The sequence below is a fragment of the Streptomyces sp. NPDC030245 genome (assembly GCF_055572995.1).
In genome coordinates, this window is sequence record NZ_JBVICF010000004.1 from 497,196 (window position 1) to 510,942 (window position 13,747).

At 72.2% G+C, this 13,747-nt stretch carries 11 protein-coding genes; 6 read left to right on the forward strand and 5 right to left on the reverse strand.

The window, feature by feature from the left end; all coding sequences use genetic code 11:
* Positions 1-379 precede the first annotated feature (379 nt).
* Together ACZ4Z4_RS14240 and ACZ4Z4_RS14245 are read left to right on the forward strand one after the other, a co-directional pair.
* Positions 380-1,198: an ABC transporter ATP-binding protein gene (locus ACZ4Z4_RS14240; protein ID WP_468326703.1), complete on the forward strand. Its 819-nt coding sequence runs from the start codon at positions 380-382 to the stop codon at positions 1,196-1,198.
* Positions 1,195-3,777 carry an ABC transporter permease gene (locus tag ACZ4Z4_RS14245; RefSeq protein WP_468326705.1) on the forward strand — a complete coding sequence of 861 codons (2,583 nt, stop codon included), beginning with the start codon at positions 1,195-1,197 and terminating at the stop codon, positions 3,775-3,777. Before ACZ4Z4_RS14240 ends, ACZ4Z4_RS14245 begins: the two co-directional genes overlap by 4 nt.
* 100 nt (positions 3,778-3,877) lie before the next feature.
* On the opposite strand, the gene ACZ4Z4_RS14250 is transcribed toward ACZ4Z4_RS14245, so the two are convergent.
* Genes ACZ4Z4_RS14250 through ACZ4Z4_RS14260 form a run of 3 tightly spaced genes read right to left on the reverse strand, consistent with a single transcriptional unit; the run spans position 3,878 to position 6,300 of the window.
* Complete coding sequence (locus ACZ4Z4_RS14250) at positions 3,878-5,362, reverse strand: DUF2079 domain-containing protein (RefSeq protein WP_468326707.1); 1,485 nt, start codon at positions 5,360-5,362, stop codon at positions 3,878-3,880.
* A gap of 7 nt (positions 5,363-5,369) precedes the next feature.
* Positions 5,370-5,789, reverse strand: a complete 420-nt coding sequence (locus tag ACZ4Z4_RS14255; protein WP_468326709.1) for a hypothetical protein — start codon at positions 5,787-5,789, stop codon at positions 5,370-5,372.
* Entirely contained in the window at positions 5,782-6,300 is a 519-nt protein-coding gene (locus tag ACZ4Z4_RS14260; RefSeq protein WP_468326711.1) for a SigE family RNA polymerase sigma factor, read from the reverse strand. Before ACZ4Z4_RS14260 ends, ACZ4Z4_RS14255 begins: the two co-directional genes overlap by 8 nt.
* Positions 6,301-6,585: 285 nt before the next feature.
* Here ACZ4Z4_RS14260 and mfd point away from each other — a divergent pair, with 285 nt between their 5' ends.
* A complete protein-coding gene (gene mfd / locus ACZ4Z4_RS14265; RefSeq protein WP_468326713.1) occupies positions 6,586-10,116 on the forward strand; it encodes a transcription-repair coupling factor in 3,531 nt (1,176 codons plus the stop codon).
* Between the two features lie 13 nt (positions 10,117-10,129).
* Here mfd and ACZ4Z4_RS14270 read toward each other — a convergent pair whose 3' ends face one another.
* Both ACZ4Z4_RS14270 and ACZ4Z4_RS14275 read right to left on the reverse strand, forming a co-directional pair.
* Positions 10,130-10,561 (reverse strand): nuclear transport factor 2 family protein, encoded by a 432-nt coding sequence (locus tag ACZ4Z4_RS14270; protein ID WP_468326715.1) that lies wholly within the window; start codon positions 10,559-10,561, stop codon positions 10,130-10,132.
* Between the two features lie 144 nt (positions 10,562-10,705).
* Entirely contained in the window at positions 10,706-11,128 is a 423-nt protein-coding gene (locus ACZ4Z4_RS14275) for a hypothetical protein (RefSeq protein WP_468326716.1), read from the reverse strand.
* 90 nt (positions 11,129-11,218) lie between these two features.
* Between ACZ4Z4_RS14275 and ACZ4Z4_RS14280 the strand changes: the two genes are divergently transcribed.
* The 3 genes from ACZ4Z4_RS14280 to ACZ4Z4_RS14290 all read left to right on the forward strand — a co-directional run bounded on the left by ACZ4Z4_RS14280 (position 11,219) and on the right by ACZ4Z4_RS14290 (position 13,727).
* The gene (locus ACZ4Z4_RS14280) at positions 11,219-11,935 is read left to right on the forward strand and encodes an MOSC domain-containing protein (protein WP_468326717.1); all 717 of its coding nucleotides are present in this window, start codon (positions 11,219-11,221) and stop codon (positions 11,933-11,935) included.
* Complete coding sequence (locus tag ACZ4Z4_RS14285; RefSeq protein WP_468326719.1) at positions 11,932-12,654, forward strand: HNH endonuclease family protein; 723 nt, start codon at positions 11,932-11,934, stop codon at positions 12,652-12,654. Before ACZ4Z4_RS14280 ends, ACZ4Z4_RS14285 begins: the two co-directional genes overlap by 4 nt.
* Positions 12,655-12,968: 314 nt before the next feature.
* Positions 12,969-13,727, forward strand: a complete 759-nt coding sequence (locus ACZ4Z4_RS14290) for a GNAT family N-acetyltransferase (protein ID WP_468326720.1) — start codon at positions 12,969-12,971, stop codon at positions 13,725-13,727.
* Positions 13,728-13,747 lie beyond the last annotated feature (20 nt).

Sequence of the window (13,747 nt, forward strand, 5' to 3'; positions counted from 1 at the left end):
TCCTGGGTGCCCACGGAACTTCCTTCCCCCTGCACGCGGTTGCTGCGGGCCACTTTCTCACCCGGGGAGCATGCGGGGCAGGGGGCGGCGACCCTGAGGCGATCTCCACCGACGGGTGGAGATCCCCTAGGGGAACCTCCGTACAACGGACCGGGGAGCGTTCGTCCCGCCGGAGGATGAGCGGGCCCCGGCCGGTCCTTAGATTGGCTTTACGGCGCACCGCACCGGCGCTCTACGGCGCACCGCACCGGCGGGGGTGGGGTTTTCCCCCGGAGAAGACTGCGCTGAGCACCAGCGCGCCGGACCGCCCAGTGACACCAGACTTGTTCGCACGGCGAACGCGCCCGACCCACCGCATGACCGACATAGGAGACGTACCGTGACAACGGCTGTTACCACACCCAGGCACGGGGGCACTGGAGGGCGTACGGCCGTGGCGGCACGGGCGCGCCAGGTCGTGAAGGCGTACGGCAGCGGGGAGACCCGCGTCGTCGCGCTCGACCGCATCGACGTGGACATCGCCCGCGGGCAGTTCACCGCGATCATGGGCCCCTCCGGCTCCGGCAAGTCCACCCTCATGCACTGCCTCGCGGGCCTCGACACGGTCAGCGAAGGGCAGATCTACCTCGACGAGACCGAGATCACCGGCCTCAAGGACAAGAAGCTCACGCAGCTGCGCCGGGACCGCATCGGCTTCATCTTCCAGGCGTTCAACCTCCTCCCGACGCTGAACGCCATCGAGAACATCACGCTCCCGATGGACATAGCGGGCCGCAAGCCCGACCGCGCCTGGCTCGACCAGGTCGTGGAGACCGTGGGCCTCGCCGGGCGCCTCAAGCACCGCCCCACCGAGCTCTCCGGCGGCCAGCAGCAGCGCGTCGCCGTGGCCCGCGCCCTCGCCTCCCGGCCCGAGATCATCTTCGGCGACGAGCCGACCGGAAACCTTGACTCCCGCGCCGGCGCCGAAGTGCTCGGCTTCCTGCGCCGCTCGGTGACCGACCTCGGCCAGACCATCGTGATGGTCACGCACGACCCGGTCGCCGCCTCGTACGCGGACCGCGTCCTGTACCTCGCCGACGGCCGGATCGTCGACGAGATGCACCACCCCACCGCCGACCAGGTCCTCGACCGCATGCTGCGCTTTTCTGGGGGACACCCCCAGACCCCCTCCTCCGACGCCCGGGGTCGTACGTCATGACCGTCCTCAAGACCTCGATGCGCAACTTCTTCGCGCACAAGGGCCGCATGGCGCTCTCCGCCGTGGCCGTGGTCCTGTCGGTGGCGTTCGTCTGCGGCACGCTCGTCTTCTCCGACACGATGAGCACCACCTTCGACAAGCTCTTCGCCGCGACCTCCGCCGACGTCACCGTCACCCCCAAGTCCGCGAAGGACGAGGGCGAGACGCCGCGCAGCGGCAGGCCCGAGTCGCTGCCCGCCTCCGTCGTCCGGGAGGCCGGGAAGGTCGCGGGCGTCAAGTCCGCCGAAGGCGCCGTCAGCAGCCAGAGCGTGACCGTCGTCGACGACAGGAACAAGAACATGGGGCCGACCAACGGCGGCCCGACCATCGCGGGCAACTGGACGCGCAACGACCTGCGTTCCATGGACATCACCTCCGGCCACGCCCCGCGCGGCCCCACCGAGGTGATGGTCGACGCCGACACCGCGGACAAGCACGACCTCAAGATCGGTGACGAGCTGCGCACCATCGCCGCCACCGGCGACCACACCGCGAAGATCTCCGGCATCGCCACCTTCAAGGTGACCAACCCCGGTGCCGCGGTCTTCTACTTCGACACCCCGACCTCCCAGCGCGAACTCCTCGGCGCCACCGGCCGCTTCACCCAGGTCAACCTCACCGCCGACGCGGGCGTCAGCGACGCCGCGCTGAAGGCGAAGGTCGCCACCGCCCTCGACGGGGCCGCGTACGACATCAGGACGCAGAAGGAGACCGCGGACGAGAACCGCAAGGACGTCGGCAGCTTCCTCGACGTCATGAAGTACGCGATGCTCGGCTTCGCCGGAATCGCCTTCCTCGTCGGCATCTTCCTCATCATCAACACCTTCTCGATGCTGGTCGCCCAGCGCACCCGCGAGATCGGCCTGATGCGCGCCATCGGCTCCAGCCGCAAGCAGGTCAACCGCTCGGTGCTCGTCGAGGCGCTGCTGCTCGGCGTGTTCGGCTCGGTCCTCGGCGTCGGCGCGGGCATCGGCCTCGCCGTCGGCCTCATGAAGCTCATGGCCGGCATGGGCATGGAGCTCTCCACCAGCGACCTCACCATCGCCTGGACGACACCCGTCGTCGGCCTCGTCCTCGGCATCGTCGTCACCGTCCTCGCCGCCTACCTCCCCGCACGACGGGCCGGCAAGGTCTCGCCGATGGCCGCGCTGCGCGACGCGGGCACCCCCGCCGACGGCCGGGCGAGCGCACTGCGCGCCGTCATCGGTCTGGTCCTCACCGGCGCCGGTGTCTTCGCCCTCTACGCCGCGGCGCAGGCCGACAAGGCCAAGGAAGGCTCCCTCTACCTGGGCGGCGGTGTCGTCCTCACCCTCATCGGCTTCGTCGTCATCGGCCCCGTGCTCGCCTCCGGCGTCGTCCGCGTCATCAGCGCGGTGCTGCTGCGGGCGTTCGGCCCGGTCGGCCGGATGGCCGAGCGCAACGCCCTGCGCAACCCGCGCCGCACCGGCGCCACCGGCGCGGCCCTGATGATCGGCCTCGCCCTGGTCGCCTGCCTCTCCGTCGTCGGCTCCTCGATGGTCGCGTCGGCCACGGAGGAGCTCGACAAGTCGGTCGGCGCGGATTTCATCGTGCAGCCCACCCAGCCCGGCATCTCCATCACGCCGAAGGCCGAGAAGGCCCTGGAGAAGGCCGACCACATCGGCCACATCACGCGCTACAAGCAGATCAAGGCGGACATGACCACGCCCGACGGCAAGGTCGTGGACGACGTCGGCCTGAGCGCCGCCGACCCGACGTACGCCAAGGACCTGCGCCGCGAGACGGTCGCCGGTGAACTGTCCGCCGCGTACGGGAAGAACGCCATGTCGGTCGGCGACGAGTTCGCCGACAAGCACGGCCTGAAGGTCGGCGACGAGCTGAAGATCGCCTTCGAGCGCGGGAAGACGGCGAAGCTGCGGCTCGCGGCCGTCACCAAGGACGACGGCACCGTCGACAACGGCGCGATGTACCTGAACATCACGACCCTGGAGAGTTACGTCCCCGCGGACCGGATGCCGCAGAACGACATCATGTTCGCCACGGCCGACAAGGGCCACGAGGACGCCGCGTACACCTCGCTGAAGGCCTCCCTGGAGGCGTACCCGCAGTACAAGGTGATGGACCAGACCGACTTCAAGCAGACCCTGAAGGACCAGGTCGGCCAGCTCCTGAACATGGTCTACGGCCTGCTCGGCCTCGCGATCATCGTCGCGATCCTCGGCGTGGTGAACACCCTGGCCCTCTCCGTGGTGGAACGGACCCGCGAGATCGGCCTGATGCGGGCCATCGGCCTCTCGCGCCGCCAGCTGCGCCGCATGATCCGCCTGGAGTCCGTGGTCATCGCGCTCTTCGGCGCCCTCCTCGGCCTCGGCCTGGGGATGGGCTGGGGCGCGACGGCCCAGCAGCTCCTCGCCCTGGAGGGCCTGAAGGTCCTGGAGATCCCGTGGCCGACGATCATCGCGGTCTTCGTCGGATCGGCGTTCGTGGGCCTCTTCGCGGCCCTGGTCCCGGCCTTCCGGGCCGGCCGGATGAACGTCCTCAACGCCATCGCCACCGAATAGCCACCGCCACGGGGGTGCGGGGGAGACCGGCCCCGGCGGGCGCGCACACAGCGCACCCGCCGGGGCCGGTGGTGTTCCCGCGGCTCTCGAATACGGGCGCTCACTCCCTGCGCAGCAGCACGTACCCGTACGCGACGTCCTCCGCGACGTACCGCGCGTCCGGGTGCAGCTTGCGGGCGTACCCCACCGGGTCCTTCGTCCAGCCGGAGCGGACGTCGAGAGCGATGTACTGGGGGACGACCGGTTCGGCCGCGCCCACCCAGAAGACGCGGGTCCGCGAGGTCAGCCTGCTGATCGGGCCGATGTTCGCCTCGACGGTGGCGCCGTCCGGGACGCGGTCGAGGAGCCGCTCCACGGCGGTGACCCGCTCGCTCTTCTCGTACGTCCACGACTCGGTGAGGCCCGCGAGGGGCAGGGACGTGGTGAGGGCGAGCGCGGCCGCGGCGACGCAGGCCGGCAGCCGGTCCGCGTACCGGCGCAGCCACGGCCGCCGGTCGCGGCGCGCGGTGGCGGCGGCGTCGGCGAAGGCGAGCAGCACGACGGGCATCAGGACGGCGCTGTAGTGCCAGTCGGTGCCCCAGTAGTGGTCGTCGCCGGAGAGGAACCGCCAGCCGAGCGTGGGGAGCGCCACCAGGAGCAGCGGCGAGCGCAGCGCGAGCAGCCCGGAGGTGGGGACAAGGAGCCAGGCGAGGGTGCGAAGCTTGGTGTCCGCGCCGTCGAGGACCCCGGCGCCGCCCGCCTCCCCGACCTTGTCCCAGTAGTCGTACGCGCCGACCGAGTTGAAGGCGGGAATGACCAGGGTGAGGGTGACGAGGGTGGCGACCGCGCCGAACGCGGCGACACCGACGGCGAACCGCAGGGCCTTCGGGTCCGTGCGGCGGCACCGAATGGCCACGACCACGGCGATCGCCGCGAGGGTCGCGCCCAGGTCCTCCTTCACGAGGACGAGCGGCAGCGCCCAGAGCAGGGCGGCCCGCCACCGCTGCCGCAGCAGCGCTTCGAGGGAGAAGGCGATCAGCGGCAGGGCGAAGCAGATCTCGTGGAAGTCGAAGTCGACGGCGCGCTGGACGCCCCACGACAGGCCGTACGCGACGCCGACGGCGAGCCCCTGGCCGCGCCCGAGGAGCCGGGTCGCCGCCCGCGTCACCGGCACGACGGAGACGGCGACGAGCAGCGCCTGCGCGACGAGCAGCGTGACGGGCGAGGGGAAGAGCCGGTAGGCGGGCGCGAGGAGGGCGGTGACCGGGCTGAAGTGGTCGCCGAGGATGTTCGCGCCGGGCCCCTTGAGGTCGGCCACCGGCACCTGGAGGTGCGCGTATGCGCGGACGGCCTGCTCGAAGATGCCGAGGTCCCAGGAGCGCGTCTCCATCCGCCGGTACCGGCTGACGGACACGACGGCGTACGCGAGGAACAGGCCGGCGGCGAGCAGATGGGGGGCGCGGTCCCAGAGGCGTCCCGCCCGGTCGCGGGCGGGGGCGGTCCGGTCCCGCTCCGGTATGAGCCCGTCGAGGGCCGAATGATCCAGCCCCTCCGGCGTTTGAGGAGCGGGGTCCGGGGCGGAGCCCCGTGCGGTGGCGGCGTGCATGGACGACTCAGCCCTTCGTGGCGGTCGGCGGTGTGGTCGGCGTGGACGAGCCGGTCGGCGCCAGCGACGTCGACGGCATCCGGGACGGCGTCCCCGGCGGCGGGGTCGAATTCTGCCCGGGGGAGGGCGACCGGTCGGCGAAGGCGGACGACTCCGGCAGGGAGGCCGACTTCGTCGGGCTCGGCGGCACCGCGGGGCCCACCGGCCCGTCCCCGCGGCCCAGTTGCAGCGCGGCGACGGCAGCGCCCCCGGAGACCAGGCACACGGCGAGCACCGCGCCCACCGCGTAGCTCCGGCGCCTGCGGCGGGCGCCGCGCGCGGAGACCTGTCCCGCCGGGACCGGCGAGGCGAGCCGGCCGCCCGACGCGGCGGCCCGCTTCAGCGCGACGGCGAGGCGGTCGTCGGCCGGGGAGTGGGGCTCAGGCACGGTGCTCCTCCGAGGTGGGCGCGTCGTCGGCGGGCGCGTCGTCGAGATGCGGCGCGAGCGCCGCCCTGGCACGGGACAGGTGGGACTTGACGGTCCCGGCCGCGATCCCGGTCTCCGCGGCGATCTGCTGCACGCTCAGGTCGCACACGTAGTGCAGAACCGCCACCCGCCGCTGCCGCTCGGACAGCCGCCGCAACGCGGCGACCAGCGCGACCGTGCCAGGCTCCGGCTCGGGCACGGTGCCCGCCCGCTCGCCGTGGTGGCGCCGCCAGGCGTCCGCGGCCCGCCCGCGCCGCCGCCACCGGCTGACGGCGAGCCGCCGGGCGACGGTCCTGATCCACGCCTCGGGCCCGGCGTCACGCTCCAGGCGGCCGCGGCGCGCCCAGGCGCGGACGAAGGCCTCCTGGACGACGTCCTGCGCTTCGTGGAGATCACCCGTCATCAGGTACACCTGCCCGACCAGCGGTCGCACGGAGTGCGCGTAGAACGCCTCGAACTCCTCGTCGGTCAAGTGGTCTCCTGGTGCGTGCGGCGCATGGTTCTCGAAGGCATTACGCCTGGGACACGCGTCCGGTTTACACGGTGGGGAAAGAATTTTCGGGTGGCGGTTTTCCGGTCATTGTGCGGCAGGTCGCGCGGCGCGCCGCCCGCCGGGGCTCGCCGGGGCCGCCCCTGCCATGCCGCGACGATCACCCCGTGGTCGTACGCTGGAGACCCCCGGCCCGTGCGACGTGCCGGGCGGTTCGCGTTGCCCACCCACTCCGGCTCACCCCGGTACCTGGACGGAAAGCCTTCCATGAGCCTGCACGGTCTGCTCGACGCTGTCGTCAAGGACTCGGCCCTCGCCGAGGCGGTCAAGGCCGCGGCCGACGGCCACCGCACGCACATCGACCTGGTCGGCCCGCCCGCGGCCCGGCCCTTCGCGGTGGCGGCGCTGGCCCGCGAGTCCGGCCGCACCGTCCTCGCGGTGACGGCCACCGGCCGCGAGGCCGAGGACCTGGCCGCGGCGCTGCGCACGATCCTGCCGCCGGACGGCGTCGCGGAGTACCCGTCGTGGGAGACGCTGCCGCACGAGCGCCTCTCGCCCCGCTCCGACACGGTCGGGCGCCGCCTCGCCGTGCTGCGCCGCCTGGCCCACCCCAGCACGGACGACCCGGAGACCGGCCCGGTCTCGGTGGTCGTCGCACCGGTCCGCTCCGTGCTCCAGCCGCAGGTCAAGGGGCTCGGCGACCTGGAGCCCGTGGCGCTGCGCACGGGCGAGAGCACCGATCTGAACGAGGTCGTGGCGGCCCTTGCGGCAGCGGCGTACTCCCGGGTGGAGCTGGTCGAGAAGCGCGGCGAGTTCGCCGTGCGCGGCGGCATCCTCGACGTCTTCCCGCCCACCGAGGAGCACCCCCTCCGCGTGGAGTTCTGGGGCGACGACGTCGAGGAGATCCGGTACTTCAAGGTCGCCGACCAGCGCTCGCTCGAAGTCGCCGAGCACGGCCTGTGGGCGCCGCCCTGCCGCGAGCTGCTGCTCACCGACGAGGTGCGGGAGAAGGCCGCCGCCCTCGCCCAGGTCCACCCCGAGCTCGGCGAGCTGCTCGGGAAGATCGCCGAGGGCATCGCCGTCGAGGGCATGGAGTCGCTGGCCCCGGTCCTGGTGGACGACATGGAGCTGCTGCTCGACGTGTTGCCGAAGGGCTCCATGGCCGTGGTCTGCGACCCGGAGCGGGTGCGGACGCGCGCGGCGGACCTGGTGGCGACGTCGCAGGAGTTCTTGCAGGCCAGCTGGGCGGCGACGGCCGGCGGCGGCGAGGCGCCGATCGACGTGGACGCCGCGTCGCTGTGGGGCATCGCGGACGTCCGGGAGCACGCGCGCGACCTCGGCATGATGTGGTGGTCGGTCAGCCCCTTCGCCGCCGACGAGGACCTGGGTGCGGACACGCTCAAGCTGGGCATGCACGCCCCGGAGACGTACCGCGGCGACACCGCGAAGGCCCTCGCGGACACCAAGGGCTGGCTCGCCGACGGCTGGCGCACCGTCTATGTGACCGAGGGCCACGGCCCCGCCGCCCGCACCGTCGAGGTCCTCGGCGGCGAGGGCATCGCGGCCCGCCTCGACGGCGACCTCGGCGAGCTGACGCCCTCGCTGGTGCACGTCTCCTGCGGCTCGATCGACTACGGCTTCATCGACCCGGCCCTCAAGCTCGCCGTCCTCACCGAGACCGACCTCTCCGGCCAGAAGGCGGCGGGCAAGGACGGCCAGCGCATGCCGGCCCGCCGCCGCAAGACCATCGACCCGCTGACCCTGGAGTCCGGCGACTACATCGTCCACGAGCAGCACGGCGTCGGCCGCTACATCGAGATGGTGCAGCGCACCGTCCAGGGCGCCACCCGCGAGTACCTCGTAGTGGAGTACGCCCCGGCCAAGCGCGGCCAGCCCGGCGACCGGCTCTACATCCCCACGGACCAGCTGGAGCAGATCACCAAGTACGTCGGCGGCGAGGCCCCGACCCTGCACCGGCTCGGCGGCGCCGACTGGACGAAGACGAAGGCGCGCGCGAAGAAGGCGGTCAAGGAGATCGCCGCGGACCTCATCAAGCTGTACTCCGCCCGCATGGCCGCGCCGGGCCACGCCTTCGCGCCCGACACGCCCTGGCAGCGCGAGCTGGAGGACGCCTTCCCCTATGTGGAGACGCCCGACCAGCTGACCACGATCGCCGAGGTGAAGGAGGACATGGAGAAGACGGTCCCGATGGACCGCCTGATCTGCGGCGACGTCGGCTACGGAAAGACGGAGATCGCGGTCCGCGCCGCGTTCAAGGCGGTCCAGGACGGCAAGCAGGTGGCGGTCCTCGTCCCCACAACCCTCCTCGTCCAGCAACACTTCGGCACGTTCTCCGAGCGCTACTCCCAGTTCCCGGTCAACGTGAAGGCGCTCAGCCGCTTCCAGACGGAGACGGAGTCGAAGGCGACCCTGGAGGGCCTGCGCGACGGCTCGGTCGACATCGTCATCGGCACGCACCGCCTGTTCTCCTCCGAGACCAAGTTCAAGGACCTGGGCCTGGTCATCGTCGACGAGGAGCAGCGTTTCGGCGTCGAGCACAAGGAGCAGCTGAAGAAGCTCCGCGCCAACGTCGACGTCCTGACGATGTCCGCCACCCCCATCCCCCGTACGCTCGAAATGGCGGTCACCGGCATCCGCGAGATGTCGACGATCACCACGCCGCCCGAGGAGCGCCACCCGGTCCTGACGTTCGTCGGCCCGTACGAGGAGAAGCAGATCGGGGCGGCCGTCCGCCGTGAACTGCTCCGCGAGGGCCAGGTCTTCTACATCCACAACCGCGTCGAGTCGATCGACCGCGCGGCGGCGCGGCTCCGCGACATCGTCCCCGAGGCGCGCATCGCGACGGCCCACGGCCAGATGTCGGAACAGGCTCTGGAGCAGGTGGTCGTCGACTTCTGGGAGAAGAAGTTCGACGTCCTCGTCTCGACGACGATCGTCGAGTCGGGCATCGACATCTCCAACGCGAACACACTGATCGTGGAGCGCGGCGACAACTTCGGCCTCTCCCAACTCCACCAGCTGCGCGGCCGGGTGGGCCGAGGCCGCGAACGAGGCTACGCGTACTTCTTGTACCCCCCCGAGAAGCCCCTGACCGAAACGGCCCACGAACGCCTCGCCACGATCGCCCAGCACACGGAGATGGGCGCGGGCATGTACGTGGCGATGAAGGACCTGGAGATCCGCGGCGCGGGCAACCTCCTCGGCGGCGAGCAGTCGGGCCACATCGCGGGCGTCGGCTTCGACTTGTACGTCCGCATGGTCGGCGAGGCGGTCGCCGACTACCGCGCGTCCCTGGAGGGCGGCGTGGAGGAGGAGCCGCCCCTGGAGGTCAAGATCGAGCTCCCGGTCGACGCGCACGTCCCCCACGACTACGCCCCTGGCGAGCGCCTGCGCCTCCAGGCCTACCGCGCCATCGCCTCCGCCAACACGGAGGAGGACATCAAGGCGGTACGCGAAGAACTCACCGACCGCTACGGCAAGCTGCCGGAACCGGTGGAGAACCTCCTCCTGGTGGCGGGCCTGCGGATGCTGGCGCGCGCGTGCGGCGTGAGCGAGATCGTCCTCCAGGGCAACAACATCCGCTTCGCCCCGGTGGACCTCCGCGAGTCCCAGGAACTCCGCCTCAAGCGCCTCTACCCGGGAACGGTCATCAAGCCGACCGCGAACCAGATCCTGGTCCCGCGCCCGAAGACGGCGAAGGTGGGCGGCAAGCCGCTGGTCGGGCGGGAACTGCTGGGCTGGGTCGGGGAGTTCTTGACGTCGATCCTGGGTTCCTGACCGCTGGGCAGGGTCACGCCGTGCACGCCTCGGCGATCGAGAGGCTGTTCTCGTAGAGGTGGTGCCGGGTGATCCTGCCGTTCTCCACCGTGAGGCGCAGGGCGAAGGGGCCCTCGAAGGACTTGCCGGTGGCGCGGACCGTGCCCGAGAGGTGGCCGAACAGGACGGCGTCGGTGCCGTCGACGAGGAAGGTGTCGAGGGAGGCCCTGGCGTCCTCGGCGACCGTGTGCTCGGCCATCTCCGCGGCCTGGGCCGCGCACTCGGCGCCCGTGGAGCGGGGGCGGATCCACGGGACGACGGGGTTCTCGGCGAGCAGCCAGTCCACGTCGTCGGCGAAGAGTTCCACCATCCGCCCGGTGTTCCCGGAGAGCCGGGCCTGGAGGAACTCCTCGACGACGGCGCGGGTCCGGGCGGCGGTGTCGGTGTGGGTGCTCGTGGCGTTCATGGGCCCTCCTCGGGGTGCGGCTCTCGGCTGATGTGTCCGATCCTGCCGGGGAGGCGGAGAGCGGTCGATTACCGCGGAGGTAATCGTCCGCCACGTCGTCCGTCACGTCGCTCGCCACGGTCCGTCGCCGCGTCCGTCGCCGTGTCAGTCCTGGAACAGCTGGTCCTCCTTGTCCCGGCACAGGGCGTGGGCCGCGCCCATGATGCGGGACGTCTGCTTCTTGGTGGTGCCGAGCCGGCGCGTGGACTCGGTGAACTGCTCACCGAGCGCGGCTCCCCGGACGGTGCACAGGGCATCGCCCTCGGCGACGAGCGCGTCGTCCTTGATGTGGTCGAGGTCCGGATAGTTCTTCCGCAGCGTCTTCAGGAAGAAGGCGGCCGCGGGGCCCTTCAGTCCGCGCCCCTCGGGGCTGGGCGACGCGCTCACCGACGGCGGCGCGCTCGCGGACGGAGTGGACGGAGTGGACGGAGAGGAGGACGGGGCGTCGGACGAGCCGCACGCCGTGGTGCCGAGAGCGACCGCGGCGAGCAGGACGACCAGCCGGGACCGGGGCAGACGCTTGCGCATGAATCTCCTGATACGTGAGTGAACAGGAGATATTCTCACGGCCGTTACCGTGGTGGGCGCCGGAGTCCGCCCAGGGGAGGAGGGAGCGCCGTGACGCTCAAGGTCGTGGGTCTGCGCCGTTATCCGGTGAAGTCGATGCTCGGCGAGGAGCACGACCGGCTGGAGGTGCACGAGCGCGGCGTCGCGGGCGACCGGCTGTGGGCCCTGCGGCACGCCGACGGCAAGCTCGGCAGCGGCAAGAACCACGCGCGCTTCCGCCGCGTCCCGGGACTGCTCGAACACCACGTGACGTACGACGAGGACGGGCTGCCCGTCATCACCGCGCCGGACGGCGCCACACTGCGCCCCGGTGACCCCCGCATCCCCGAACGCTTCGGCGAGGGCGTCGAGTTGGTCCGCGAGGGGCCGGACAGTCAGCCGGAGGGCCACAAGGACGTCTCCGCCGTCTCCCTCGTCGGCACCGCCTCGCTGCGCGCGCTCGGCGACCTGCTCGGTGACGCCGACCCCGTCGACGTACGGCGGCTGCGCAAGAACATCGTCGTGGAGACCGAGGAGCCCTGGATCGAGGAGAGCTGGATCGGCCGCGAGATCGTCATCGGCGGCGGCGAGGGGGCGGAGCCGCTGCGGCTGCGCGGGGTCAAGCGCGTCAAGCGTTGCGTGATGGTCACCCAGGCACAGGCAGGCCTCCCCGTGGACAACCGCGTCCTCAAGACCCTCACCGAAGCGCGCGGCATGTGCATCGGCATCCACACGGACGTCGTGACGCCCGCGCACGTCGCCCTCGGCGACACGGTGGTGGTCCGGTGAACCGGCGTACGACCTCGGCCCTGCTCGCGCTGGTCACCGTCCCCGCGCTCCTGACCGGCTGCGAGGCCGGCACCGAGGGCGGGGCGGATGGCGGCGCGGGGGCCGGCGCCGAGGCCGGGTCCGCGCTCGCCGCCGTCGACGCGCTCACCGTCAAGGGCCGTGCGCCCAAGGCCGGTTACGACCGCGACAGGTTCGGCAGCCCGTGGGCCGACACCGACTCCAACCACTGCCCGACCCGGGACGACGTCCTCAAGCGGGACCTGAAGGACGTCCGGTACCAGGGCGGCGAGTGCCGGGTGGTCTCCGGGAAGCTCGCACCCGACCCGTACACCGGCAGGGAAGTGACGTTCCGGCGCGGCCGCAGCCAGGTCGACATCGACCACCTCGTGGCGCTCTCGGACGCCTGGCAGAAGGGCGCGGCCCGCTGGGAGCCGAGCAAGCGCATAGCGTTCGCCAACGACCCGCTCAACCTCCTGGCGGTCGACGCGGGCACCAACCGCGGCAAGAGCGACGGCGACACGGCGACGTGGCTGCCGCCGAACAAGTCCTTCCGCTGTACGTATGTGGCCGGGCAGGTCGCCGTGAAGAAGAAGTACGGGGTGTGGGTGACCGCGGCGGAACGGGATGCGATGCGGAGGGTACTCGCCGGGTGCCCCGACGAGCCGCTCCCCTCGGGCCCGGCCCCGACAGAGGCCCCGCCCCGCTTCAGGGCCCGCTAGCCCGGGGGACGGCGCCCCGCAGGGGCGCGGGGAACTGCGCGACCAGCCCAAGGCGGCCCGCAGCCGCCGATGAGCCCCCCGCGGGCAGACGCGTCTGCGGGGCCCCGGTCCGTTGGCCGCCGCGGGCCGTGGGGGCTGGTCGCGCAGTTCCCCGCGCCCCTGGAAGGGCCCCTGCGGGGCCCCAGGGGTCGCGCCCACGCGGCGGAGCCGCATATGACACAGCCCCGCGCCCCTGACGGGGCGCTGCCCCCACCCATAACGCGCCGCAGGAAAACCAATACCGCCCGCCCCGCAGAATGCGTACCGTCCGGCGGATGGACCTCAAGATCACGACGCTCGCCGAGCGGCCCCACCTCGCCGACCCGCTCTGGCACATGGCCGAGGACTGGCCGGAGTTCATCCTGCACGACCCGGTCGGCTGGTCGCTGATCGGCAGGATCGTCAAGGAGCTTCCGGAGTACGTCCTGGTCGCCACCGAGGGGAGCGGCGCGGGCGCGCCCGGCAGGGTCGTGGCCCGCGCGTTCAGCGTGCCGCTCGCCCTGCGCGCCCGCGGCGACGGCGGACTGCCCGACGGAGGCTGGGACCAGGTGCTGCTGTGGGCCTTCTCCGACCTGCGGCACGGCAAGGCCCCCGACACCGTGAGCGCCATCGAGATAACCGTCGACGAGACGGCGCGCGGCAAGGGCGTGTCCGGGCGGATGCTCGCGGCCATGCGGGACAACGCCCGGGCCCGCGGCTTCGCCGAGGTCGTCGCGCCCGTGCGGCCCAACGCCAAGCACCTCGAACCGGCCGCACTCATCGACGAGTACGCGTACCGCACCCGCGAGGACGGCCTGCCGCACGACCCGTGGCTGCGGGTGCACGTGCGGGCGGGCGGCGTCATCGAGAAGGTCGCGCACGCCTCCATGACGGTGTCCGGGTCGACCGCCCAATGGCGGGAGTGGACCGGGCTGCCGTTCGACGAGGAGGGCCCTGTGGAGGTGCCGGGCGCGCTGGTGCCGGTCCACTGCGAACCGGCGCGCGGCTACGGCGTGTACGTCGAGCCGAACGTGTGGGTGCGGCACACGCTCTGAACAGCCAGTGGCCGACGACG